This window comes from Proteinivorax hydrogeniformans, assembly GCF_040515995.1.
Taxonomy (GTDB): Bacteria; Bacillota; Proteinivoracia; order Proteinivoracales; family Proteinivoracaceae; genus Proteinivorax; species Proteinivorax hydrogeniformans.
Map to the genome: position 1 here is coordinate 143616 of NZ_CP159485.1, position 25053 is coordinate 168668.

27 protein-coding genes, 4 tRNA genes and 1 other annotated feature are annotated in these 25053 nt (G+C 39.4%); of the genes, 30 read left to right on the plus strand and 1 reads right to left on the minus strand.

Annotation, left to right across the window (positions count from 1 at the left end; translation table 11 throughout):
* The first annotated feature begins 73 nt into the window (after positions 1–73).
* Genes radA through pssA form a run of 3 tightly spaced genes read left to right on the plus strand, consistent with a single transcriptional unit; the run spans position 74 to position 3226 of the window.
* Complete coding sequence (radA, locus tag PRVXH_RS00695) at positions 74–1429, plus strand: DNA repair protein RadA (protein WP_353893403.1); 1356 nt, start codon at positions 74–76, stop codon at positions 1427–1429.
* Complete coding sequence (gene disA, locus PRVXH_RS00700) at positions 1430–2509, plus strand: DNA integrity scanning diadenylate cyclase DisA (RefSeq protein WP_353893404.1); 1080 nt, start codon at positions 1430–1432, stop codon at positions 2507–2509.
* 21 nt (positions 2510–2530) lie between these two features.
* Positions 2531–3226, plus strand: a complete 696-nt coding sequence (pssA, locus tag PRVXH_RS00705) for a CDP-diacylglycerol--serine O-phosphatidyltransferase (RefSeq protein ID WP_353893405.1) — start codon at positions 2531–2533, stop codon at positions 3224–3226.
* Positions 3227–3263: 37 nt separating this feature from the next.
* Here the strand turns inward: pssA and PRVXH_RS00710 are convergent, their stop codons facing one another.
* Complete coding sequence (locus tag PRVXH_RS00710) at positions 3264–3668, minus strand: DUF1573 domain-containing protein (RefSeq protein ID WP_353893406.1); 405 nt, start codon at positions 3666–3668, stop codon at positions 3264–3266.
* 234 nt (positions 3669–3902) lie between these two features.
* Here PRVXH_RS00710 and PRVXH_RS00715 point away from each other — a divergent pair, with 234 nt between their 5' ends.
* From PRVXH_RS00715 to rpsG, 27 genes are all read left to right on the plus strand, one after another.
* Positions 3903–4382 (plus strand): CarD family transcriptional regulator, encoded by a 480-nt coding sequence (locus tag PRVXH_RS00715; RefSeq protein WP_353893407.1) that lies wholly within the window; start codon positions 3903–3905, stop codon positions 4380–4382.
* A 72-nt stretch (positions 4383–4454) separates the two neighbouring features.
* Positions 4455–5525 carry a PIN/TRAM domain-containing protein gene (locus tag PRVXH_RS00720; protein ID WP_353893408.1) on the plus strand — a complete coding sequence of 357 codons (1071 nt, stop codon included), beginning with the start codon at positions 4455–4457 and terminating at the stop codon, positions 5523–5525.
* Positions 5526–5536: 11 nt separating this feature from the next.
* Positions 5537–6238 (plus strand): 2-C-methyl-D-erythritol 4-phosphate cytidylyltransferase, encoded by a 702-nt coding sequence (ispD, locus tag PRVXH_RS00725; RefSeq protein WP_353893409.1) that lies wholly within the window; start codon positions 5537–5539, stop codon positions 6236–6238.
* A complete protein-coding gene (gene ispF, locus PRVXH_RS00730) occupies positions 6235–6726 on the plus strand; it encodes a 2-C-methyl-D-erythritol 2,4-cyclodiphosphate synthase (protein WP_353893410.1) in 492 nt (163 codons plus the stop codon). The genes ispD and ispF overlap by 4 nt, the downstream gene beginning before the upstream one ends.
* A gap of 277 nt (positions 6727–7003) precedes the next feature.
* Entirely contained in the window at positions 7004–7654 is a 651-nt protein-coding gene (gene cysE / locus PRVXH_RS00735; RefSeq protein ID WP_353893411.1) for a serine O-acetyltransferase, read from the plus strand.
* On the plus strand, positions 7650–9041 hold the full coding sequence (gene cysS, locus PRVXH_RS00740; protein WP_353894522.1) for a cysteine--tRNA ligase: 1392 nt from the start codon (positions 7650–7652) through the stop codon (positions 9039–9041). The genes cysE and cysS overlap by 5 nt, the downstream gene beginning before the upstream one ends.
* Positions 9034–9423, plus strand: a complete 390-nt coding sequence (locus PRVXH_RS00745; protein WP_353893412.1) for a ribonuclease III domain-containing protein — start codon at positions 9034–9036, stop codon at positions 9421–9423. The genes cysS and PRVXH_RS00745 overlap by 8 nt, the downstream gene beginning before the upstream one ends.
* A 12-nt stretch (positions 9424–9435) precedes the next feature.
* The gene (gene thyX, locus PRVXH_RS00750) at positions 9436–10122 is read left to right on the plus strand and encodes an FAD-dependent thymidylate synthase (protein WP_353893413.1); all 687 of its coding nucleotides are present in this window, start codon (positions 9436–9438) and stop codon (positions 10120–10122) included.
* A complete protein-coding gene (rlmB, locus tag PRVXH_RS00755) occupies positions 10119–10844 on the plus strand; it encodes a 23S rRNA (guanosine(2251)-2'-O)-methyltransferase RlmB (RefSeq protein WP_353893414.1) in 726 nt (241 codons plus the stop codon). The genes thyX and rlmB overlap by 4 nt, the downstream gene beginning before the upstream one ends.
* Positions 10831–11355, plus strand: a complete 525-nt coding sequence (locus PRVXH_RS00760; protein WP_353893415.1) for an NYN domain-containing protein — start codon at positions 10831–10833, stop codon at positions 11353–11355. Before rlmB ends, PRVXH_RS00760 begins: the two co-directional genes overlap by 14 nt.
* Before the next feature lie 56 nt (positions 11356–11411).
* Positions 11412–12050 carry an RNA polymerase sporulation sigma factor SigH gene (sigH, locus tag PRVXH_RS00765; RefSeq protein ID WP_353893416.1) on the plus strand — a complete coding sequence of 213 codons (639 nt, stop codon included), beginning with the start codon at positions 11412–11414 and terminating at the stop codon, positions 12048–12050.
* 85 nt (positions 12051–12135) lie between these two features.
* A tRNA-Tyr gene (locus PRVXH_RS00770) sits at positions 12136–12221 on the plus strand.
* Between the two features lie 7 nt (positions 12222–12228).
* A tRNA-Gly gene (locus PRVXH_RS00775) sits at positions 12229–12302 on the plus strand.
* A gap of 6 nt (positions 12303–12308) precedes the next feature.
* Positions 12309–12385 (plus strand) — tRNA-Thr (locus tag PRVXH_RS00780).
* A 7-nt stretch (positions 12386–12392) separates the two neighbouring features.
* Positions 12393–12469: transfer RNA gene (locus PRVXH_RS00785), tRNA-Met, on the plus strand.
* 219 nt (positions 12470–12688) lie between these two features.
* On the plus strand, positions 12689–12838 hold the full coding sequence (gene rpmG / locus PRVXH_RS00790; protein WP_353893417.1) for a 50S ribosomal protein L33: 150 nt from the start codon (positions 12689–12691) through the stop codon (positions 12836–12838).
* Between the two features lie 46 nt (positions 12839–12884).
* The gene (secE, locus tag PRVXH_RS00795) at positions 12885–13076 is read left to right on the plus strand and encodes a preprotein translocase subunit SecE (RefSeq protein ID WP_353893418.1); all 192 of its coding nucleotides are present in this window, start codon (positions 12885–12887) and stop codon (positions 13074–13076) included.
* Between the two features lie 51 nt (positions 13077–13127).
* Entirely contained in the window at positions 13128–13652 is a 525-nt protein-coding gene (nusG, locus tag PRVXH_RS00800; RefSeq protein ID WP_353893419.1) for a transcription termination/antitermination protein NusG, read from the plus strand.
* Between the two features lie 124 nt (positions 13653–13776).
* A complete protein-coding gene (gene rplK / locus PRVXH_RS00805) occupies positions 13777–14199 on the plus strand; it encodes a 50S ribosomal protein L11 (protein ID WP_353893420.1) in 423 nt (140 codons plus the stop codon).
* A 60-nt stretch (positions 14200–14259) separates the two neighbouring features.
* Positions 14260–14961 carry a 50S ribosomal protein L1 gene (gene rplA, locus PRVXH_RS00810; protein ID WP_353893421.1) on the plus strand — a complete coding sequence of 234 codons (702 nt, stop codon included), beginning with the start codon at positions 14260–14262 and terminating at the stop codon, positions 14959–14961.
* Between the two features lie 45 nt (positions 14962–15006).
* Positions 15007–15145, plus strand: a sequence feature (ribosomal protein L10 leader region).
* A 21-nt stretch (positions 15146–15166) separates the two neighbouring features.
* Positions 15167–15694: a 50S ribosomal protein L10 gene (gene rplJ / locus PRVXH_RS00815; RefSeq protein WP_353893422.1), complete on the plus strand. Its 528-nt coding sequence runs from the start codon at positions 15167–15169 to the stop codon at positions 15692–15694.
* A 56-nt stretch (positions 15695–15750) separates the two neighbouring features.
* Positions 15751–16125, plus strand: coding sequence for a 50S ribosomal protein L7/L12 (gene rplL / locus PRVXH_RS00820; protein WP_353893423.1), 375 nt, complete (start codon positions 15751–15753; stop codon positions 16123–16125).
* Positions 16126–16350: 225 nt separating this feature from the next.
* Entirely contained in the window at positions 16351–19944 is a 3594-nt protein-coding gene (gene rpoB, locus PRVXH_RS00825) for a DNA-directed RNA polymerase subunit beta (protein ID WP_353893424.1), read from the plus strand.
* A gap of 51 nt (positions 19945–19995) precedes the next feature.
* Positions 19996–23772: a DNA-directed RNA polymerase subunit beta' gene (rpoC, locus tag PRVXH_RS00830; RefSeq protein WP_353893425.1), complete on the plus strand. Its 3777-nt coding sequence runs from the start codon at positions 19996–19998 to the stop codon at positions 23770–23772.
* Positions 23773–23834: 62 nt separating this feature from the next.
* Entirely contained in the window at positions 23835–24086 is a 252-nt protein-coding gene (locus PRVXH_RS00835; protein ID WP_353893426.1) for a ribosomal L7Ae/L30e/S12e/Gadd45 family protein, read from the plus strand.
* A 63-nt stretch (positions 24087–24149) separates the two neighbouring features.
* On the plus strand, positions 24150–24530 hold the full coding sequence (rpsL, locus tag PRVXH_RS00840) for a 30S ribosomal protein S12 (RefSeq protein ID WP_353893427.1): 381 nt from the start codon (positions 24150–24152) through the stop codon (positions 24528–24530).
* A gap of 28 nt (positions 24531–24558) precedes the next feature.
* Entirely contained in the window at positions 24559–25029 is a 471-nt protein-coding gene (gene rpsG / locus PRVXH_RS00845) for a 30S ribosomal protein S7 (protein WP_353893428.1), read from the plus strand.
* Positions 25030–25053 lie beyond the last annotated feature (24 nt).

Below are 25053 nucleotides of genomic sequence, written 5' to 3' on the forward strand. Positions count from 1 at the left end.
GGATTTTGACGAAAATAGAAGAATATTATGTTATAATAGTAACTTAGAATAGTTTGAATTAGGTGTGATAGAATTGGCAAAGAAAAAGACTTATTTTATGTGTCAAGAGTGCGGTCATGAATCAATTAGATGGGTAGGGAGATGTCCTGGTTGTCACCAGTTTAATACAATGGTGGAGGAAATTAAAGAAAAGAGCAGTTCTTCTAGTTTAGGTTTTTCTAAGAATGTAGAAATTCATAATATAAACAGCATAGTTTCAGATGAAAAAAAGAGAACCAAAACTGGCAGCATAGAGTTAGATCGTGTTTTAGGGGGAGGTCTTGTTGCTGGATCGTTAGTGCTTTTAGGTGGCGACCCTGGCATTGGCAAGTCAACTTTGCTTTTGCAATCAGCCCATAGCATTTCCAAGACGAAAAAAACTTACTACTTGTCTGGGGAAGAGTCTCCACAACAAATCAAGTTACGAGCTAGCAGACTAGGGGTAGCTTCTGACGATTTATATATATTGTCAGAAACTGATATTGATGTGCTAACTCATTTAGTGGAGAAAAACCCACCACAGGTACTGATAGTAGACTCTATTCAGACTGTGTTTAAAAGTAGCCTTGAGTCTGCCCCCGGCAGTGTTGCCCAAGTAAGAGAATGTACTAATACCTTAATGAAGCTAGCTAAAAGCACCGGTATTCCGATTTTTATTGTGGGACATGTGACAAAAGAAGGGGGTATAGCTGGTCCTAGAGTACTAGAACACATGGTTGACACTGTTTTATACTTTGAAGGAGACCGGCACCAATCCTTTAGGATATTAAGAGGTGTGAAAAATCGTTTTGGTTCAACCAATGAAATTGGTGTGTATGAGATGGTTCAAAAAGGGCTCAGAGAAGTTTTAAACCCCTCAGAACTCTTTTTATCACAAAGGCCTATAGAAGGTCCAGGTTCAGTTGCTACAGCTTCTATGGAAGGCACTAGACCGATATTAGTAGAAATACAAGGACTTATAACATCTACAAACTTCTCAACCCCTAGGCGAATGACAAATGGCGTTGATTACAATAGGGTTTCTCTATTGATGGCTGTTTTAGAAAAAAGGGTGGGCCTGTTTTTAAACAACCATGACGCTTTTGTAAACGTCGCTGGTGGGGTGAAAATCGAAGAGCCCGCTGTAGACTTAGCCATTTCACTAGCTGTAGCTTCATCATTTAAAGAGAAGCCTATAAACCAGCATTGGCTGGTTATTGGTGAGGTGGGGCTAACCGGCGAAGTACGCAGCGTAAGTCAGATAGAGCAAAGGCTTAAAGAAGGGCAGAAATTAGGTTTCAAAAAGGCTTTAATACCTCAAACAAAAAATATTCCCGACATAGATGGCATAAGCATATATCCCATAAAAACTGTGCGTGAAGGCATAAATATAGTGTTAGGAGGTGATTAGATGCAGGCTTTAAGGACTCCAGATGATAATTTTTTAAAAACATTAGAGCTTGTGGCACCAGGAACAAAGCTAAGAGAAGGTTTAGAAAACGTACTACGTGCTAAAACAGGAGCGCTTATAGTCATAGGAGAAAGTCCGCAGCTTCAGGAAATAGTAAGTGGTGGATTTTTTATAAACAGTGATTTTTCGCCTGCAAATCTTTACGAATTGGCGAAAATGGATGGTGCAATCTTGCTAAGTTACGACTCTAAGAAAATCCTATATGCGAACACCCAACTTATACCAGACTCAAAAATACTATCTACGGAAACAGGCATCAGGCACCGAACTGCTGAAAGAGTAGCCCGACAAACAGGTGAGTTAGTTATTTCTATTTCTCAGCGTAGAAATACCATTACCTTATATAAAGGGTATGTAAAATATGCACTAAAAGATATAAGTGTAATTTTAAACAAAGCCAATCAAGCTATACAGACATTAGATAAGTATAGATCAGTGCTTGAACAGAGCCTAGTTAACCTAAGTGCTTTAGAGTTTGAGGAGATGGTAAATGTCGTTGATGTAGCCAATGTATTGCAAAGGTATGAAATGGTTTTAAGGATAGTTTCCGAGCTAGGCAAATATATTGTGGAGTTAGGAGACGAGGGGCGACTTATAAAGATGCAGCTTGAAGAGTTAATATCTAATGTGAAAGAAGAGGGGTATTTAGTAATTAAAGACTATATGACTAATAAGGATATAGTAGACCCTGATGAAACTTTAAAGAACATGTCTCAATTGTCCTCTGAAGAACTTTTAGAACTAACAAGTATCAGTAAGGTTTTAGGCTATGGGGTGAGTGTCGGAGCTTTAGATCAACCAGTAAAATCTAAAGGTCATAGAATTTTAAACAAAATTCCTCGACTACCTATGCCAGTAATAGAAAATGCAGTTAATTCGCTAGGTGGCTTACAAAACATTCTATTAGCTTCAATAGAGGAGCTAGATGATGTAGAAGGTATCGGTGAGGTAAGAGCTCGTGCTATAAAAGATGGACTGCGCAGGCTTCAGCAGCAAGTGCTTCTAGATAGGCATGTTTAACCAAAAAAAGGGGGAAGGAAAGTGTTCAAACGAATTGTACCAAGCCTCTTTACCTTAGGTAACTTGGTTTTTGGACTTATAGCGCTGCTTTATATCATAAACGGTGACCCTGCCCGAGGTTCAGCTTTTATATTAGTGGGTATGCTGTTAGATGGACTAGATGGGAAAGTAGCGCGCTTTTTAGGTGTCAGTAGTGAGTTCGGCAAACAGTTAGATTCCCTTTCGGACATGGTTACCTTCGGAGTTGCCCCGGCGTTTTTGACCTATGAACTAGCATTAGAAATATATGGCATATACGGGCTGGCGATATGTTTTGCTTTTCCAATAGCTGGCGCAATCCGGTTAGCCCGGTTTAACGTAATAGCAGAAGAAACCCCGTCGGGATTTTTTATCGGGATGCCTATCACCATAGCTGGTGGAATCTTAACCATTGTAGTATTATTCGATATATTTCCACAGCTATTTGTTTTAGGGGCGGTGCTATTTTTAGCATATATGATGATATCAAGCACAAAGTACCCGGACTTTAAAACAGTTGGAATCCCAAAATGGGCACAGCTCTTACTTGTATTAGTGATACTTTTGATAGTTTTTTACTTTAAGATTCCCGAACTAATATTTTTGCCTATTACCATATACATTCTTTTGGGACTAAAGGAACGTCTTGAAACTATTTTGCAGTGGTATAAACGTAAAAGAGTTTGTAGAAGTGAGTGATAAAAAAAAGATAGCACCAATCGGTGCTATCTTTTTGCTAACTTAAATTAAAACGACCTAAAGTGGCTATTTTTTTATATTCTTGCTCTAAGACCTCTTGCAAATCTAAACCTAGGATGTTGCAAAGAGCGGCAACGTAAAACAGGTTATTACCTAACTCCATTTCCACTATCTCTCGACAGTTATCGCATAAACCACCTTCAACATGAGTTTCAGTGTAATTTTTTAATTCATCTAAGCGTGCCTCTTGGGGTATTTCTTTTTTTGTGGCTGTAACTTCTAAGCAACCGCAGTTTGTAACGGTCTTGGCCACAGAACGATTTACTCTGCTATTAGACTCTTGATACTTAGTTAATATATCTAATATACTCCTGTGCCTGATAAGTAGGTCATTAACTTTAGTTTGAAATTTATGGCAATCTAATTCTTTGTTTTCATTCATTACAAATTTTCACCCCACTATTTGAGCTTTTGCATTTATTATATATATTTCATGATTGCTTTGTCAAACTAAAACGGGGTTAAATATTAAATTTTTAATTAAAGAATTTAATTTAAAGATTGTGTTGACACCAAACGATAAATTATGATAAAATAAAACAATTTTGACATTCCGCCCTCTAGATGTTAAAATTATATAAAAATTCCAATTTGTAAATTGGAGGGGGTATGTTATATGTTTAGCATTGGAGATAAGATAGTTTACCCTATGCATGGAGCAGGGACTATTGAGAATATCGAGGAAAGAAAGATTTTAGACAAGGTAGAAAAATATTATGAGCTAAAGATACCAATTGGATCTATTACAGCGTTTGTACCTATATCTAGAGTTGAAAAATTAGGTATTCGTAAAGTTGTGGACGTAGGGGAGCTGAAGAAGGTTTTTGAGATTTTAAATAAAGATCAAGGAGCCATGTCTTCAAACTGGAATAGACGGTATAGACAGAATCTCGACAAGCTAAAGACAGGTGACATATTTCAGGTGGCAGAAGTAGTAAAAGATTTAACAATTAGGGATACAACTAAAGGACTGTCTTCAGGAGAAAAAAGAATGCTTGAGAAATCACGACAAATACTGGTCAGTGAAATAGTCCTTGCTAAAAACATTTGTGAAGAAGAAGCGGATAACTTGTTACAAGAAGGGTGTGGGATATAATTTTAAAAAATAAATACTGTATAACATCATGCAAAAAGATTATAATATAGGGTAGGAGGTGAAGGGTTTCGAATGATAAAAACTCTAACTAGAATTATAGCAATGCTATTTGGTATTTCATTTGGGTATATGATTTCAGCGCAGTTAATAGAATTTGATATTATTAATGTCCAGGGAACTTCTAAGTATGGTTTTATAAGTGGGGTCTCTATTTTATCAGCACTATTATTTTTTGTTATATCGCCCTTTGTGTCGAGGAGAATTATTGGACTTGGGCGGTACCTAGATAAAAAACTCTACTATACACCGGTGCAAGATATTATAGCTGGAATTGTCGGTCTTATTATAGGGTTAGTTATGGCTACCCTGCTTATATCTCCTTTAACGGAGCTTCCCATCGTAGGTCCCTTTTTGCCTTTTGTGGCAAATCTGACCTTAGGCTATCTAGGGTATATAATAGCAATAAGTAAATGGGATGACGTACTAAGTTTATTTGGTAAATCCTCAAAAGATAAAAGAGCTGGCCAAGGAGTAATGACAAAGATTTTAGATACAAGCGTTATCATCGATGGAAGAATTGCAGATATTTGCGATGCCCACTTTATCGAGGGAAAACTTATAATCCCCGGGTTTGTACTAGAAGAGCTACGACATATAGCTGACTCGTCTGACACCCTAAAAAGAAACAGAGGAAGAAGAGGGTTAGATATATTAAATAGGATTCAAAAAGAGATTGATGTACCGGTGATTATATTGGAAAATGATACCACAGGAGAAGGGCTAGAAGTAGACAGTAGGCTTGTCAAGCTTGCCCAAAAGTTAAAGGGTATGGTAGTTACTAATGACTATAATTTAAACAAAGTCTGTGAGCTCCAGGGTGTCCCAGTACTAAATATTAACGAGTTAGCCAATGCTGTAAAACCTGTGGTGTTACCTGGAGAGGAAATGCTAGTAGAAATTGTAAAAGATGGAAAAGAAGCAGGTCAGGGCATAGGATACTTAGATGATGGCACCATGATCGTTGTTGATGGTGGGAAAAATCATATAGGTGAGAACTTAGATGTTTTAGTTACAAGCGTTTTGCAAACTGCTGCAGGCAGGATGATATTTGCAAAAATAAAAACAAATCCAAAAGCAAGTTAAGGAGTTTTAAAATGGGGAATATTGCACTTATAGCCGCTGCTGGTTCAGGCAGCAGAATGAAGATGAGTACTAAAAAACAATATTTAGAAATAGCGGGTCAACCTATGTTGGCCCGTACTGTTTTGTTATTTCAAAAAAATAAGAAAATAGATGATATATATATTATCACTCCACCTGAAGATATATCTTTATGCCAAAAAGTTGTATCTCAATGGTGTGGTCAAAGAAAAATTAAAGGTATAATATCAGGTGGGAAAACAAGATTTGAATCAGTGTATAATGGTATCACTCAAATTAAATTAGAGGAAAAAGATAAGGTCTTAATTCATGATGGAGCTAGACCTTTTGTTTCTCAAAGCCTTATTGATGCTATAGTTGACAAACTATATCAGCAGGATGTATGTGGTGTGATACCAGGTATTTCAGTTAAAGACACAATTAAAAAAGTTAACGGCGACAACATAGTGGGGACTCCACCTAGAGACCAGCTAATAGCAGCACAAACCCCTCAAGGGTTTTGTGCTCAGACTTTAAAAGACCTATACATAAAAGCAGATAAAGATAACTTGCAAGGCCTGACAGACGATAGCTCTCTATTAGAGCACTACAAATACCCTGTTTACTATATCATAGGAGAAGAGAAAAATTTTAAAGTAACAACACCACAAGATCTACAGATAGCCCAGCTACAGGTTAAGGAGGGGACTAAGTGAAAATTGGAATAGGATACGATGTACACAAGTTAGTAAATGATAGAAAGTTAATAGTCGGGGGTGTAGACATACCCTTTGAAAAGGGGTTAGCGGGGCATTCTGATTCAGATGTACTTATCCATGCCATAATGGATAGTATTTTGGGGCCGTTAGGTCTTGGTGATATAGGCACGCTTTTTCCCGATACCGATCAGAAATTTAAGGATATAGATAGTATGGTATTGCTAAAAGAGGTAAAAAATAAGCTTAAAGAGCGTTCGATAAAAATAGGAAATATAGACTGTGTAATAATGGCTCAAAGACCCAAGATGGCACCCCATATTAAAAAAATGCGAATGAATATAGCCAATGTCTTATGTATTGATGAGTCTCAAATAACTATCAAAGCCACAACAACAGAAGGTCTAGGCTTTATTGGCAGAGAAGAGGGCATAGCTGCCCAAGCTGTTTCGTTATTTTATTGTCAAAACAATGCAGAATTGGTATAATAAATAAAAACTAAGGCGATGAAAAAAAGATTTAGTATGTTCTCTTACCTCAAACAGAGATGATCTTTATTTTGGTGGAAAAAGATCAGGTTAAAAGTGAACAGAAATTGCACTTTTTTGAGCTTAGTCGGGTGGTGCCGTTAATGACCTTTTAAGATAAATGGCTAAAAGGTCATTTAATTAGAGTGGAACCGCGAAATAGTCGCCTCTAAGCTTTAGAGGTGACTATTTTTTAATATACAACGTTTAATACTTTTCTAAAATGGGGGTTCAAATAATGTTTCACGGAATCAAATCAGATGTTAAAGCAGTTTTTGATAACGACCCAGCAGCTAAAAGCATTTTAGAAGTACTTTTTTGTTACCCAGGATTGCATTGTATTATGATTCATCGCTTATCCCATCGGCTATATAAATCAAAAATGGTATTTCTGTCTAGGTTAATTTCTCAATTTGCTAGATGGCTAACAGGCATCGAAATACATCCAGGCGCGCAAATAGGCCGACGTGTTTTTATAGACCATGGCATGGGCGTAGTTATTGGGGAAACTGCTGAGATTGAAGATGGTGTAGTGATTTATCAAGGAGTAACTTTAGGTGGGACTGGTAAGGACAAGGGGAAAAGACATCCCACTATAGGTTCAAATTGTATAATCGGCGCTGGCGCTAAGGTGCTTGGTCCGTTTAAGGTTGGGGATAACTCTAAAATTGGCGCGGGGTCCGTTGTGCTAAAAGAAGTGCCCCCTGACTCAACTGTGGTCGGAGTTCCTGGACAAATAGTTCAGGGGGGAAAAAGAAAAAAAGACTGCTTAGATCATGGAAACTTGCCAGACCCTGTAATGGCAGTTACAAAATGCCTAGAAAAACGGCTTAAAGATATTGAAAGTAAGGTCGAAGCTTTAAAGGAGGATAAAGCAGATGACAATTAAATTATTTAACACAGCAACGCAAACCTATGAGAGTTTATCTCCGGTTAATGAAGGTAAAGTAAATATGTATGTATGTGGCCCTACAGTTTACAATTATTTTCATATAGGCAATGCACGAGTTTTTGTTTTTTTCGATGTGGCTAGAAGGTATTTAGAAAAAAGGGGATACGCAGTTAACTACGTTCAAAACTTTACAGACATTGACGATAAGCTTATTGAAAAAGCCAACGCAATCGGAACAACTGTTAAACAGCTATCAGAGGAAATGATAGAGGCCTATTACGAAGATGCTAGGGCCTTAGGGGTTAAGGATGCAGATTTTCATCCAAAGGCTACAGAACATATAAAAGAAATGATTGATGCCATTTCAAAACTTATTCAAAAAGACTTAGCCTATGAGACAGAAAAAGATGTTTACTTTAACACAGACAACTTTTCTGACTATGGAAAGTTGTCGGGGCAGGACATATCAAATCTTCAGTCAGGGAGCAGAATAGATGTAGACCCACATAAAAAAAACCCATTAGACTTTGTGCTTTGGAAAAAAGCTAAACCAGGTGAACCTAGCTGGGACAGTCCATGGGGTAAGGGAAGGCCAGGATGGCATATTGAATGTACAGCAATGTCTAGAAAGTACCTCGGAGATACATTAGATATTCATGCCGGCGGAGAAGACCTAGCTTTTCCACACCATGAAAATGAGGTTGCCCAAAGTGAAGGGTTGACGGGCAAACCATTTACGAAGCACTGGCTGCATGCTAGGTTTTTACAAATCGACAGCAAAAAAATGGGCAAATCTTTAGGCAATCAGTTAATGGTAAGGGATCTTTTAAAAAAACATCCACCACTAGCTTTGCGGTTCTTTTTGCTATCCGCCCATTATAGAAACCCTTTAAACTACACAGAAAAACTTCTGCAATCCGCAAAAAGTAGTGTAAATAGGCTAAACACTGCTTACCAAAACTTACAACATGCCCAAGCTCAGACTAAGCTTGAAAATAAAGTGGAAAGTCTCGATATATTGGAAGAGTATAGAAAGAAGTTTTACAAGGCTATGGACAACGACTTTAATACAGCTGATGCTATAAGTGTTTTGTTCGAGGTGGTAAAAGAAGCAAACAACCTTCTAGCTTCGCCTAAGAAAAATGGTGCATCAATAGCTGCCTTTAAAGAGACTATAGACGAATTTGATGATATTTTAGGCCTGATAGAAAGGACCGAAGAAAAAATATTAGATGAAGAAATTGAAGAAAAAATACAACAAAGACAACAAGCCCGGGCCGCTAGGGACTTTGCTACAGCTGACAGAATTAGAGATGAGCTACTAGAAAAAGGGATAGCCCTTGAAGATACACCTGATGGCGTGAGGTGGAAATATATTGAATAAAAACAAACTGCAAAAAGAGGTTCCGGTAATAGCGCTGGCGTTTGTGGGCGATGCTGTATTTGACACGTATATCCGGACCATGTTGATAAATAAGGGTAAGTTTAAACCTAGCTTACTTCATAAGAGAGCTAGCTCTTTTTCAAAAGCTTCAGCACAATCTAAAGCATACCTTAATATCAGAAAAATCCTTGAAGCTGAGGAAGAAGAGATAGCTAAGAGAGGAAGAAATGCCAAAACTAATACAATGGCGAAAAATGCGTCTGTAGCAGACTACAAAAATGCTACCGCACTAGAAACGCTTATAGGCTATCTTCATCTTACCGATCAAAACGAGCGGATAAACCTGATAATGGACAAAATCGTATCAGAAATAGAAAAATAGGAGGCATATAAAATGGAGGTAAAATTATTAAGCCACACCCCTAATACCCAGCAGCTTGTAGCTACAGCCGCTAGGCTATGTTATTCAGCTGATGACATCGATGATATTCTAAAAAAGATGGAGGATGAAAAAGGGAAAAAACTTATTAACAAGCTGATTAAGCTAGGGCACCAATCACCTTTTGAGCACATTTCCTTCACCTTTGGGATTAGTGGTGTAAGTAGATCATTAACTCATCAGCTAGTTAGGCATAGAATAGCTAGTTATTCTCAAAAATCGCAACGTTACGTTGCAGAAAGCAAATTTGATTACATAACTCCCCCATCGATACAAAAGAATGAAGAGGCAGCAAAAAAGTATGGGCAGTTGATGGAGAAAATAGCAAATTGCTATGAAGAACTTTCTGAAATAGCGCCTAAAGAGGATGCTAGATATGTGCTCCCCAATAGTTGTGAAACTAAAATTGTAGCTACCTTTAACGCAAGATCTCTTTTTAACTTTTTTAATCATAGAATGTGCACCAGAGCCCAGTGGGAAATACGCTTGCTAAGCGAGAAAATTTATGAGATCGTAAATGAGATAGCGCCGGAGATATTTAGTCATTTTGGGGCTAGCTGTGATTCCTTAGGTTACTGCCCTGAAGGATCAATGTGTTGCGGAAAAGCGCCTACCTTAGAGGAAAAGAGGCGACAAAAATGAGTGACTTTGTATTTGGAAAAAACTCCGTAAAAGAGTTGCTACAGACTGACAGAAGTATCAATAAACTATTTTTGGTCAAAGGTTTTAAAGATGATGAGCTCATTAAACTGGCTAAAAGTAAAAGACTCATCATAAAAACCGTAGACAAAAAAAAGTTAGACAGTATGACGGGTGGAAAAAACCATCAGGGCATCATAGCGTCAGTTAGCCCTAAGGATTATGCAGATATAGAGCAAATCCTGCAAAATGGAGAAGAGGGAAGAAGGTTTATTATCGTCTTAGACTCTCTTGAAGATCCTCATAATTTAGGGGCGATACTAAGAGTCGCTGATGGCGCAAAGGTAGATGGCGTTGTTATTCCTAAAAATAGAGCGGTGCCTTTAACTTCCACCGTAGCAAAAGTTGCAGCTGGAGCTATGGAAACTGTTCCCGTTGCTCAGGTAACAAACCTAAGTAGATCGATAGAAGAATTAAAAGATAAAGGTTTTTGGGTTACAGGCGCAGACCCTAAAGGACAGCCTTTTTATAAATCCGACTTAAAAGGAAATGTATGCCTAGTAATCGGAGGCGAAGGGAAGGGGATCACCCGACTAGTCAAAGAAAAATGCGATTTTCTAGCATCCATTCCATTAAGCGGAAAAGTTACCTCTTTAAACGCCGCAACTGCAACAGCGATTTTATCATATGAAGTGGTTAGACAGAGGGCAAATGAAGGGTCGTAAAGAAACTGTAGTTATAGACGGGTACAACCTAATTTATTACTGGTATAACAAACAGTTAAAAGAAGTATCGCTAGAAGAGCTTCGAAAAGAGCTTGTGGAGAAGTTGCAGGAATTTCAAAACTATAGTGGGGTAAAAGTGATTTTAGTTTTCGACGCTTATAAAGTGCGGGGAATGGTAAAAGAGGAGAATTTTGACGGTCTAGAAGTTTGGTTTACAAAAGAAGGTGAAACAGCTGACACTTTGATTGAAAAGATGGTCTATAACTTAAAACAAAAAAGAAAAAGAGTAACTGTCGTCACATCTGACTATGCACAACAGCAGTTTGTCTTAGGAAAAGGTGCCATTCGTAAATCCTCGAGGGAGTTTATAAACGATCTTTTAGGAGTAAAAGCCAAAATCAGAAATACCATAACAAAAAATGCTGAGAAGGTGGGAAATACCATAGGAGGCCACTTAAGCCCAGAAAAGGTCAAACTATTAGAAAAAAAGTTTAAAAATGAAAAAACTTGACGAGTATTTCCCAATAAAGTATAATTAATATCACTAACTAGGGGGAGGTTAGAAACTTGGCTTTGACAGCGGATCAATCCCATAATTCAGAAGAATTGAACGATGAAAAGTTAGCTATACTCGCCTGTCAAGGGGACGAAATAGCTACTGAGATACTGATTAACAAATATAAAAATTTTGTTAGATCAAAAGCACGCTCGTATTTTTTGATAGGGGCTGACCGAGAAGACATCATCCAAGAGGGCATGATTGGGTTGTACAAAGCTATAAGAGATTTTAAGGGAGATAAGTTAACTTCTTTTAAATCCTTTGCAGAACTTTGTGTAACAAGGCAGATTATTACTGCGATAAAAACTGCAACAAGACAAAAGCATATTCCTTTAAATTCATATGTGTCCTTAAACAAACCTATTTTTGATGAAGAATCAGACAGGACATTACTAGATATAATTTCAGGTATTAAAATTACCGATCCAGAAGAACTTATGATTAGCCAAGAGGAATATAGCGATATCGAAAAGAAGATGGCTGAGATTTTAAGTGGCTTAGAAAGAAAAGTTTTAATGCTTTATTTAGAAGGAAAGTCTTATCAAGAAATAGCGGAAGAACTCAAAAGGCACGTAAAATCAATTGACAATGCACTGCAAAGGGTTAAACGAAAGCTAGAAAGATACCTTGAAATAAGGGAGTTTTAAAAAAAAAGAAAAAACCCTTGACTCTGTCAGAAGAAATATGTATAATATAAATTGTCGCTGAGATACAGCGAAGCAAAAAATAATCGGAGAGGTTCCCGAGTTGGCCAAAGGGGGCAGACTGTAAATCTGCTGGCTCCGCCTTCACTGGTTCGAATCCAGTCCTCTCCACCACTAATACGCGGGTGTAGCTCAATGGTAGAGCCCTAGCCTTCCAAGCTAGTTACGTGGGTTCGATTCCCATCACCCGCTCCATTTTATGCTCGCGTAGCTCAGGAGGTCAGAGCGCATCCTTGGTAAGGATGAGGCCACCGGTTCAACTCCGGTCGTGAGCTCCAAAAAAGAGGCGGCGTAGCTCAGGTGGCTAGAGCATGCGGTTCATACCCGCAGTGTCCGGGGTTCGAATCCCTGCGCCGCCACCAATTTGAATTTCAACGTCCTATAGGGGCGTTTTTTTTATGAGAAACCTAGTGTTTTAGGATAAGGCAGAGAAAAAAAGAGATAATAAATGCTAAGTACGGTTTTCTAAGTGTTGACATCCTATTTAAACTGTGATAGATTTTATTAGGTACCATTAAATAGAGAAGTGTATAACTATACAATAAAAGGTGAATTGTTTAGGCTTTAGGAGGTGCGAATAGATGAGGGAAATAATCACACTGGCATGTACAGAGTGTAAACAGCGGAACTATACTACTACTAAAAACAAGAAAAACCAACCAGATAGAATAGAACTTAAAAAGTACTGTCGTTTCTGCAAAACTCACACTAATCATAAAGAGACCAAATAATGGATGTAAGCCATTAAAAATTCTATTGAATAGGATGTGAGAATCTATGGGTATGATTCAAAAAAGCAAGTCTTTTTTTAAGGGAGTAAAAACCGAACTTAAAAAAGTACAATGGCCAAACCGCAAGGAACTTACCACGTATACTATCGTCGTTATTTCTACAGTCCTTGTAGTTGCGGCTGTTATTGCGCTAATGGACACCATATATGGTTCCATAATTGGGTTAATAGCTGGTTAACAAATTCAAATTTTGAAGCAAAAGGGGGGAGGGGTCTAAAGGCCCCGAACTATGGAGAAAAGATGGTATGTTGTACATACCTATTCAGGGTATGAAAACAAAGTGAAAGCCAACCTAGAAAAACGTGTTGCGTCCATGGAAATGGAAGATAAGATTTTTTCTGTACTAGTACCTATGGAGGAGCAACAAGAAACCAAAAATGGCAAACGCAAAACAACCATGAAAAAGGTTTTTCCGGCCTACGTGCTTGTGGAAATGATCTTGTCTGATGACTCATGGTATGTTGTGCGTAACACTCCAGGTGTTACAGGTTTTGTAGGTTCTGGCACCAAGCCTATTCCTTTAGAGGACGAAGAAATTACCCACATCATGAAAAAAATGGGTATGGAAGCTCCTAAGGTTAAGGTTGACTTTGAAGTCAATGAGCAGGTAAAGGTTAAAACTGGACCGTTTGCTGGCTTTGAAGGGGCAATAGAAGAGATCAACGTTGAAAAAGAAAGACTGAAAGTTATAGTTTCGATGTTTGGTAGAGATACACCCATCGAGCTTGAATTTGGACAAGTGGAAAAGCTATAAATTTGGTTGGGCAACCAATCATTATATATATGCATTATTGTTCTTCTAAACAATAGTTTAGAAGAGTTAGTGGGAGGGTAGTACCCGCTAAAACCACATTAACTAAGAAGGAGGTGTGACCCTAATGGCTAAAAAGGTAATTGACTTAGTGAAACTTCAGATTCCTGCTGGCAAGGCTACACCGGCACCACCTGTAGGTCCAGCCTTAGGTCAAGCAGGCATTAACATAATGGCTTTTTGTAAAGACTTTAACGAGAGAACTAGCTCTCAAGCGGGTATGATAATACCGGTAGAAATAACAGTATTTGAAGACCGTTCTTTTTCTTTCATCACCAAGACGCCACCAGCTGCAATCTTATTGAAAAAAGCTGCTGGTATCGATAAAGCTTCCGGCGAGCCAAACAAAGTAAAGGTTGCTAAGGTGAAAAGAGCGCAATTAGAAGAAATTGCTGAACTTAAAAAAGCAGACCTAAATGCTGCTGATCTAGATGCAGCGGTAAGAATGATTGAAGGTACCGCTCGCAGCATGGGAATTGAAGTAGAATAAAGTATAATAACAAAAAGTGGGAGGAATTTTCCGCTATTACCACAAGGAGGTTTTTAGATAATGGCAAAGCAAGGTAAACGAATAGCTGAGGTTTCAAAAAAAGTAAACAGAGAAGAATATTACAGCACAGCTGAAGCCTTAGAACTAGTAACTCAAACAGCTTCTGCTAAGTTCGATGAAACTGTTGAAGCGGCATTTAGACTTGGGGTTAACCCAAAACATGCTGACCAACAAATTAGAGGTGCTCTAGTTTTACCTCATGGAACTGGTAAAGAGGTTAAAGTACTAGTTTTTGCTAAAGGCGACAAAGCGGCAGAAGCTGAAAAAGCAGGTGCTGACTTTGTGGGAGCTGAAGATCTAGCTGAAAAAATACAAGGTGGCTGGATGGACTTTGATGTAGCAGTAGCCACTCCGGACATGATGGGTGTTGTTGGACGTTTAGGTAGAGTTCTTGGACCGAAAGGTTTAATGCCTAACCCTAAGACTGGCACAGTAACTATGGATGTTGCAAAGGCTATTGAGGAAATTAAAGCTGGTAAAATCGAGTACCGTGTTGAAAAAAATGGAATTATCCATGCTCCAATTGGCAAAGTATCTTTTGGTGTTGAAAAACTAAAAGAAAACTTTAACACATTGCTAGATACGATTATAAAAGCTAAACCGGCAACGGCTAAAGGAATCTACCTAAAGTCTATAACCGTATCATCTACAATGGGTCCTGGAGTCAAGGTTAGCCAGCAAAAAGCATCATCTTTTGAATAAGTGTTGACAATTGTCCAACCTTTGATGTATAATAATTGTGTTGGGTTAAAAAATAAATAATAACCGAAGACAGTAGGTGTCGCAAGACTTAATTTCCTGCCGAGGTATGGACAAGTATTTAAGGATTTCTTTGAATATTATTGTGCCCTTTCCTCGGTGGAAAGGGCACTTTTTTTATTAAGTGAATCTTTGAGGAGGTGTTTAAGTGGGAGTACGTGAAGATAAAGTTCAAGTAGTAGAGGAGCTTAAAGAGAAGTTTTCCTCTGCTCAAGGTACTATCATTGCCGACTACAGAGGGTTAGATGTTTCTGCTGTAACTGACCTAAGAGCAAAGCTTCGTGAGGCTGGTGTGGAATACAAAGTTGTAAAAAACACCTTAGCTAAGCTTGCAGTAAAAGATACAAGCTACGAATCTGTTAAAGAACACCTACAAGGTCCGACTGCTATCGCATTTAGTGAGAACGACCCTGTAGCTCCGGCAAAAATCATTCATGAATTTGCCAAAGAAAACGAAGCTTTAGAAATTAAAGCTGGGATTTTAGAAGGCGAAGTTATTGACTTTAATGGTGTTAAAGCGCTAGCTGAGCTACCATCAAGAGAGCAACTACTTGCTCAAGCGGTTGCTGCACTACAGAGTCCTATCACTGGTTTCGTAAACGTGATGCAAGCAAACACAAGAGACTTTGTGAATGTTCTTGATGCTGTAAAAAGTAAAAAAGAGCAAGAAGCGTAAGATGAGAGAAAGATTAAAAATTAAAAATTAAATCAAATTTGAGGAGGATATTTAAAATGTCTAAAGTTCAAGAAGTAATGGATATTGTAAAAGAAATGACTGTTTTAGAACTATCTGAGTTAGTTAAAGCTTGTGAAGAGGAGTTTGGTGTTTCTGCTGCTGCACCTGTAGCTATGGCTGCTGCTCCAGCTGCTGGTGGCGAAGCTGCTGAAGCTGAGCAAACTGAGTTTGACGTAATTTTAAGCTCTGCAGGTGACAAAAAAGTTCAAGTAATCAAGGCTGTTAGAGAAATCACAGGTCTTGGCCTAAAAGAAGCTAAAGCTCTAGTTGACGGTGCTCCTAAACCTCTTAAAGAAAAAGTATCTAAAGAAGATGCTGAAGAAGTTAAAGAAAAAATCACCGCTGCTGGTGGTACTGCAGAAGTTAAGTAACTTCTATAAAATAAAAAGGCGCCCTGCCTTGTTAGGGTGCCTTTTTTTATTAACTTAAACATGTTGACTTTGAAAACTAGTTGTGATAATATAGTAAATTGCTAAACAAGTGCTGAAAACAGTAGCTCAAGTATAAAAACTTGAAAAAATGGGAATAGTACTTTGAATGAAAGCGTTTTATTAGGTAGTATAATACCAAGAAATAGACAAGGGGTGAAGTGGCAAATGGTAAAACCCGTACAATCTGGAAAAAGGATAAGGCATACCTTTTCCAAAATCGAAGAGCCCATCGATTTTCCAAATTTAATTGAGGTTCAAAAAGGCTCATATAACTGGTTTCTAGAAGAAGGTTTAAATGAAATGTTTAAAGACATTTCCCCCATCCAAGATTTCACAGGAAACCTTTCTTTAGAATTTACCGGATACCAGTTGGGCGAACCTAAGCAACCTGTAGAGGAGTGTAAGGAGAGGGATTCTACATATTCCGCACCACTTAGAGTTCAGGTTAGGCTTATCAGTCAAGAGACCGGAGAAGTAAAGGAACAAAGTGTATTTATGGGAGACTTCCCGCTGATGACAGAAAATGGAACATTCATCATCAATGGCTCAGAGAGAGTTATAGTCAGCCAGCTAGTTAGATCTCCAGGTGTTTACTTTAACACTCGAAAAGACACTTCAGGAAGAGACTTATTTACTGGCGTAATTATCCCAAACCGTGGCGCGTGGCTGGAGTTTGAGACAGATGCAAACGAGATTCTGTACGTTAGAGTTGACAGAACCAGAAAGCTTCCTGCCACAGTTCTACTAAGAGCGTTAGGGTTTGGAACTAATGAAGAGATAATAGGCATTTTTGGTGATGACAAAAGAATAAAAAATACCTTAGACAAAGATCACACCGACTCGTTTGAGTCTGGGTTACTAGAAGTTTATAAAAGACTAAGACCAGGGGAACCAGCTAACGTTGAAAATGCAAAACAGTTGTTAGAGTCCCTGTTTTTTGATGCGCGTCGTTATGACTTTGCTCACGTTGGTAGATATAAAGTTAACAAAAAGCTAGATCCAAAATGGAGAATGCTTAATAGAAAACTAGCAGAACCTATTGTTACAGAAGATGGAGAAATTCTAACTAACGGTGGAGAAGTTCTAACTGAAGAAGTTATAGACAAATTGATTTCAAGCGGTAACATGCCTTCGGTTGTTAAAATATTTAACAATGAGGGGGAAGTAGTTCCTATAATCAACAACCTAAATCAAGAAGATGGGATACTTCATGTTACTAAAGAAGATATTATAGCTTCTGTCGGCTACCTTCTTAATCTCATGGATTCTGTAGGATATACTGATGATATTGACCACTTAGGAAACAGAAGATTAAGGTGTGTAGGTGAGCTTTTACAAAATCAGTTTAGAATTGGTCTTTCAAGAATGGAAAGAGTAGTTAGAGAGAGAATGACTATACAAGACGTAGATGCTATTACACCACAGGCACTAATCAATATCAGGCCGGTTATAGCTTCTATAAAAGAGTTCTTTGGATCAAGTCAGCTGTCACAATTTATGGATCAGCACAACCCTCTTGCCGAACTTACTCACAAGCGTAGGCTTAGTGCTTTAGGTCCTGGTGGACTTTCTAGGGATAGAGCTGGTTTTGAGGTTCGAGACGTACACCATTCGCATTATGGTAGAATGTGCCCTATTGAAACGCCAGAAGGTCCCAATATCGGACTTATTGGCTCGTTAAGTACTTATGGCAAGGTAAATAGATATGGCTTTATCGAAACTCCATATAGAAAAGTGGATAAAGAAAAAGGGAGAGTAACTGATGAGATAGTTTACCTAACTGCCGATGATGAGGACCAATACTCAATCGCTCAGGCAAACGCTCCCCTCGACGATGACGGTTATTTCACAAACGAAACAGTAACAATCCGCTACCGCCATGAAATTATCACCAAGCATCCAACCCAAGTGGATTACATGGATGTTTCTCCAAAACAGGTATTCAGTGTGGCTACAACCTTAATACCATTTTTGGAAAATGACGATGCCAACCGTGCCCTTATGGGTGCTAACATGCAGAAGCAAGCAGTGCCTCTATTAAAACCAGAAGCTCCTCTTGTAGGAACAGGTATGGAACATAGAGCTGCAAAAGATTCTGGAGTTGTAGTTAGTGCCGTTACAGGCGGTGAGGTAGTTGATGTTACAGCTGCTTATATAAAGATTAAACGTGAGGACTTTTCAGACACAAAAGACAGAGAAATAAGTGGCGTAAGTAAAGAGATTTTCCCAAAAGATAGCTATAACGGTATAGATACCTATACCCTAACAAAGTTTAAGCGCTCCAACCAAGGGATGTCGCTAAACCAGCGGCCTGTTGTTACCTTAGGTGAAAAAGTTCAGACAGGAGATGTCATTGCTGATGGTGCTTCTGCTGACAAAGGTGAGCTTGCCCTAGGTAAAAATGTGCTAGTAGCCTTTATGACTTGGGAAGGTTATAACTATGAGGATGCCATTTTACTTAGCGAAAAACTTGTTAAAGAGGATGTATATACCTCGGTTCATATAGAGCAATACGAATCTGAAGCAAGAGATACCAAGCTAGGGCCTGAAGAAATCACTCGTGAGATTCCTAATGTCGGCGACGATGCTTTAAAGAATTTAGATGAGAGAGGAATCATTATGGTGGGAGCAGAGGTTCGCCCTGGCGACATCTTAGTGGGTAAAGTAACTCCAAAGGGAGAAACCGAGCTTACCGCAGAGGAAAGGTTATTACGTGCCATCTTTGGTGAGAAAGCCCGCGAGGTAAGAGACACATCGCTAAGAGTTCCACATGGTCAAGCAGGCAGGATCGTTGACGTAAAGGTATTTAGCAGAGAAGAGGGGGATGAGCTTCCTCCAGGAGTTAATCAGCTAGTTAGGGTCTATATAGCACAAAAAAGGAAGATTTCTGAAGGAGATAAGATGGCGGGGCGTCATGGTAACAAAGGTGTTATCGCCAGAATATTACCTGAAGAAGACATGCCATTTTTAGAAGATGGTACATCGGTGGATATTGTGCTTAACCCGCTAGGCGTTCCGTCCCGTATGAATATAGGTCAGGTTTTAGAAACCCACTTAGGTTGGGCGGCAAAAAGCCTAGGAATGCACATGGCCACACCAGTTTTTGATGGGGCATCAGAGATTGATGTTTTTGAAAAATTAGAAGAAGCAGGACTGCCGCAAAACGGAAAAACAACCCTATTAGATGGTAGAACTGGTGAGCCTATGGAAAATAAGGTTACTGTCGGTTATGTCTATATGCTTAAACTTGCTCACTTAGTAGACGATAAAATCCATGCTCGTTCAACAGGACCATACTCTCTGGTAACCCAACAGCCATTAGGTGGTAAGGCGCAGTTTGGTGGTCAAAGGTTTGGTGAGATGGAGGTTTGGGCTTTGGAGGCTTATGGAGCTTCTCACATACTACAAGAGATACTGACAGTTAAGTCAGATGATGTTGTAGGAAGGGTTAAAACCTATGAGGCCATAGTCAAAGGAGAAAACATTCCAGAACCAGGTGTGCCTGAATCATTTAAGGTATTGATTAAGGAACTTCAAAGTTTAGGTATGGACGTAAAAGTTCTTGGCAATGAAGAAGAAGAGGTAGAAATCAAAGAGGGAGAAGATGACGAGCCTGTAGAACTAGATGTTAATCTTGAAGGTTCGGAGGACAGTCCCAAACCGCAGTTGCCTAAAAAAGAAGATTTAGACGAAAGCAGCCAAGAAATGGAAGAGATTGGCAAACCAGAAGATTCTGATGAAAGTGATGAAGGATTTTAAAAATAGTGAGTTCTTCCAATAAGAAACTAAACTGTAAAGGGGGAAAAGCCCTTGTTGGATGTAAACAATTTTGATTCATTAAAAATTGGCTTAGCTTCGCTAGAGCAAATCCGAACATGGTCAAGGGGTCCTGTCAACAAGCCGGAGACTATAAATTACCGTACACTTAAGCCAGAGCGTGAAGGACTGTTCTGTGAGAAAATCTTTGGGCCACAGCGTGACTGGGAATGTAACTGTGGTAAATACAAACGAATTCGCTACAAAGGTGTAGTTTGTGATCGTTGTGGTGTAGAAGTGACACGGGCAAAAGTGCGAAGAGATAGAATGGGGCATATTGAACTTGCTGCTCCTGTATCCCACATTTGGTATTTTAAAGGAATCCCAAGTAGAATGGGGCTGTTATTAGACATGTCTCCTCGTGCGCTAGAAAAGGTTTTATACTTTGCTGCGTATATCGTTTTAGATCCAGGCGAAACAGGTCTTACCAAAAAACAGCTACTTACAGAAAATGAGTACAGAGAAAACTACGAAAAGTATAGCCATTTGTTTAAAGAAGGTAAAGGTTTTAAGGCGGCAATGGGTGCTGAAGCCGTACAAGTCCTTCTTAAGGAGATGAACCTTGATAACCTAGCTAAAGAGCTGAGAGCTGAGCTTAAAAATGCAACCGGTCAACGTAAAATCAGAGCTATCAGAAGGCTTGAAGTAGTGGAATCCTTTAAAGCATCCGACAATCAACCAGAGTGGATGATTTTAGAGGCAATTCCTGTGCTTCCTCCAGATTTAAGGCCGATGGTGCAATTAGATGGTGGTAGGTTTGCCACAGCAGACTTAAACGACCTATACCGTCGAGTCATAAACAGAAACAACAGGCTTAAAAGACTAGCGGAACTACACGCTCCCGATATTATAGTGCGTAACGAAAAAAGAATGCTTCAGGAGGCAGTGGATGCCCTTATAGATAACGGTAGAAGAGGAAGGCCTGTCACAGGACCTGGAAACAGACCTCTTAAATCTTTAAGTGACATGTTGAAAGGTAAACAAGGAAGGTTTAGACAAAACCTACTAGGTAAGCGTGTTGACTATTCTGGACGTTCTGTTATCGTTGTAGGACCGGAGCTGAAAATGTATCAGTGTGGCCTTCCAAAGGAAATGGCCCTAGAACTCTTTAAACCATTTGTTATGAGAAGGTTGTTTAAAAGCGGTCATGTACAAAACATAAAAACAGCTAAAAAGAAGGTCGAAAAAGCAGATCCAATAGTTTGGGACGTTCTTGAACAAGTTATCAAGCAACATCCTGTGCTGTTAAACCGTGCTCCTACGCTGCATAGACTTGGAATCCAAGCATTCGAGCCGGTATTAGTTGAAGGTAGAGCTATTAAAATTCACCCTCTTGTTTGTCCAGCGTATAATGCGGACTTTGATGGTGACCAAATGGCTGTCCATGTACCGTTGTCTTCAGAGGCTCAAGCAGAAGCGAGAATTCTGATGCTTGCTGCCCATAACATTTTAAATCCTAAAGATGGGAAACCTGTGGCAACTCCTACCCAAGATATGGTATTAGGATGCTACTATCTAACAATTGAAAATGCTGGAGAAAAAGGTGAGGGCAAAGTGTTTGGTAACCCTGACGAAGTTTCGATGGCATACCAAAACGGTGCTGTATCACTTCACTCTAGAATTGCGTTAAGAGCTAGCAGCCTTGGCAATAAGGCGGTTTTAGGATCCGGTGATGATGAGATTAAAAAAGGATTCTTGTTAACAACACCCGGTAGAATACTATTTAACGAAATATTCCCTGAAGACTTTCCATTTATAAACAGGCCTACTCTAGAAAATTCTGTAACCGGTGAGGATTATATTTCTGAAGCTGGTGCTAACCTTTCTGAGCTTATAAAAAGTAAAGGCGAGGTTGGAGGAACAAAGAAAGGATTTTTAGGAGCGCTTATAGGCGAATGTTTCCGCAAGTATGGAACAGTTAAAACTTCAGAAATTCTAGATGACGTTAAAAGCCTTGGCTTCAAATACTCCACTAGAGCAGGAATAACAATGGCTGTAGCTGATGTTATCATTCCACCTCAGAAAAAAGGCATCATGGATTGGGCTGAAGGTGAAGTTCAAAAAATTGATCGCAACTTCCGTAGAGGTTTTGTAAGTGAAGAGGAACGTTACAACAGAGTTATCGAGGTGTGGGGTAAAGCTAAGGACAATATCACAAAGTCCCTTATGGATAATATGGATAAAATGAACCCTATCAACATGATGGCCGGTTCAGGTGCTAGAGGTAACGTATCACAGATTACCCAGCTAGCCGGTATGCGTGGTTTGATGGCAGACCCGACAGGTCATATTATTGAGTTGCCAATTAAAGCAAACTTTAGGGAAGGTCTAACAGTTTTAGAGTACTTTATCTCCACTCACGGTGCTAGAAAAGGTCTTGCGGACACCGCCTTAAAAACAGCGGACTCAGGTTACCTAACAAGAAGACTAGTTGATGTATCTCAGGATGTTATAGTCAGAGATGAAGACTGTGAAACCTTTGATGGAATAACTGTTAAAGAAATAACAGAGGGTAATGATCCTATTGAAACCTTAGAAGAAAGGTTGATAGGGCGTCACTCATCTATCGATATTGTAACACCAGATGGAGAAGTTTTAGCAAAAGCCGGTCAGTATATAGACGAAAAAATGGCTAAAGAAATAACCGCACATGGTGTAATAATTTCCCCATCTAGTGGCACCATAAAACTTACTTCTACCTCAATAGTTGTAGAAGGTGATGACGGAAGCACTCATTCCTTTGAGCGCCCTGAAGGTGTCAAAATGTATGTAGCTAATGGAAACAGAGTAAAGGAAGGCGAAAAACTTTGTGCCACCTTTGATTCTGTGAAAATAAGGTCTGTTCTGACATGTAGCACTAGACATGGAGTATGTGTAAAATGTTATGGTAAAGACCTAGCTACAGGTGGCCGAGTAAGGCCGGGTGAGGCTGTAGGTATTATAGCAGCTCAATCTATCGGTGAGCCAGGTACGCAGCTAACCATGAGGACGTTCCATACCGGTGGTGTTGCAGGAGATGATATCACCCAGGGTCTTCCGAGGATTGAAGAGCTATTTGAAGCCAGAAAACCAAAAGGTCAGGCTATAATAGCTGAAGAGGCTGGCCTTGTGAAAATTGTTGAAAGCAAAAACAAAAGAGAAATCGAGCTAACAAAAGAGAACGGCGAACAAGTACTATACACTGTTCCTTACGGAGCTCGTTTAAAAATCAAAGACGGCCTACATGTTGATGCAGGCGATGAACTAACAGAAGGGTCTGTAAACCCACACGACTTGCTTAAAATTAAAGGAGTAGCCGGTGTTCAGGCTTACCTAACTCAGGAAGTTCAAAAGGTATACCGCCTTCAAGGTGTGGAAATTTCTGACAAGCACATAGAAGTTATTGTCAAGCAGATGCTACGTAAAGTTAAAGTAGAGGAAGCGGGGGATACAAGCCTGCTACCGGGAACCTTAGTTGACGTCTTTGAACTTACAGAAACCAACGAAAAGATCACATCTGAAGGGCTAGAACCAGCTAAAGCTCAGCCCGTTCTTTTAGGAATTACAAAAGCTTCGCTAGCTACCGATTCATTCCTATCAGCAGCCTCTTTCCAAGAAACAACTAGAGTACTAACAGAGGCATCTATTAAAGGAAAGACTGACCCTCTATTAGGACTTAAAGAAAATGTTATTATCGGAAAGCTAATACCTGCAGGTACTGGGATGACAAGGTATGCTAATGTTAAGCCTAAAACCCACGAAGAAGATGCAGAGGTAGTTGACAGTTTATAGACAAGGTGATAAAATAATCAAGGTGTATCTGCCCACGATCAACAAAATGGAGGTATGGGTAAATGACTTTAGACGACCTATCAACCGCAAAATCAAGGGTGGTTGGCTTTAAGCAGACCAAACTTGCTTTAGAAAGCGGTGAGGCCAAAACAGTTTATGTTGCTAAAGACGCGGAAAAACACGTCACCGACCCCATACTGCAACTTTGTAAACATAGAGGTGCCAAGTTATGCTTTGTAGACAGCATGATAATGCTGGGTAAAAGTTGTGGAATTCAAGTTAGGGCAGCAACTGCAGCGATTATAGAAGAGTAAAATTAGCGCCCCGGCTAATGCCGGGGCAACCAAGGCGTATGCCATGGGGAAGGGGGTGCAACTATGCCAACAATTAGCCAATTAGTTCGTAGAGGCAGAAAGGAAGTTGTTAAAAAATCAACTGCTCCTGCCCTGGAAGATTCACCTCAAAAAAGAGGGGTGTGCACCAGAGTTTCAACGCTAACTCCTAAAAAGCCAAACTCTGCTTTGAGAAAGGTTGCTAGGGTTAGACTTACAAATGGTACTGAGGTTACAGCGTATATTCCTGGTATCGGCCACAACCTACAAGAACACTCCGTTGTACTTGTTAGAGGTGGTAGAGTAAAAGACTTACCTGGTGTGCGTTATCATATAGTTCGTGGTTCTTTAGACACCGCAGGTGTACAAGATAGAGGCCAAGGACGCTCTAAGTATGGTACTAAAAGACCAAAAGATAAAAAATAATAATTGATTTAGCAAAGGAGGGGTGATTATGCCTAGAAAGGGACCGGTGCCCAAAAGAGATATCCTACCTGATCCAGTTTACGGTAGTCAACTAGTATCTCGTTTTATCAACAAAATCATGTTGGACGGAAAAAGAGGCGTTGCTCAAAACATTATGTACGGCGCTTTGGATAGAATAAAAGAAAACACTGGCAAAGATCCACTAGAAGTTTTAGAGGAAGCTATGAATAACGTAATGCCTGTTTTAGAAGTAAAATCTCGTCGTGTCGGTGGTTCAAACTACCAAGTTCCTGTGGAAGTTAGACCCGAGCGTAGACGTACTTTAGGAATCCGTTGGATTGTAGAGTACTCTAGAAAACGTGGCGAAAAAACAATGATGGAAAGACTATCTTCTGAGCTTATGGACGCTGCTAACAGCATGGGAGGTTCAGTTAAAAAGAGAGAAGATGTTCACAAAATGGCAGAAGCAAACAAAGCATTTGCCCATTATCGTTGGTAAGATATATCACGCCATAAATAATAC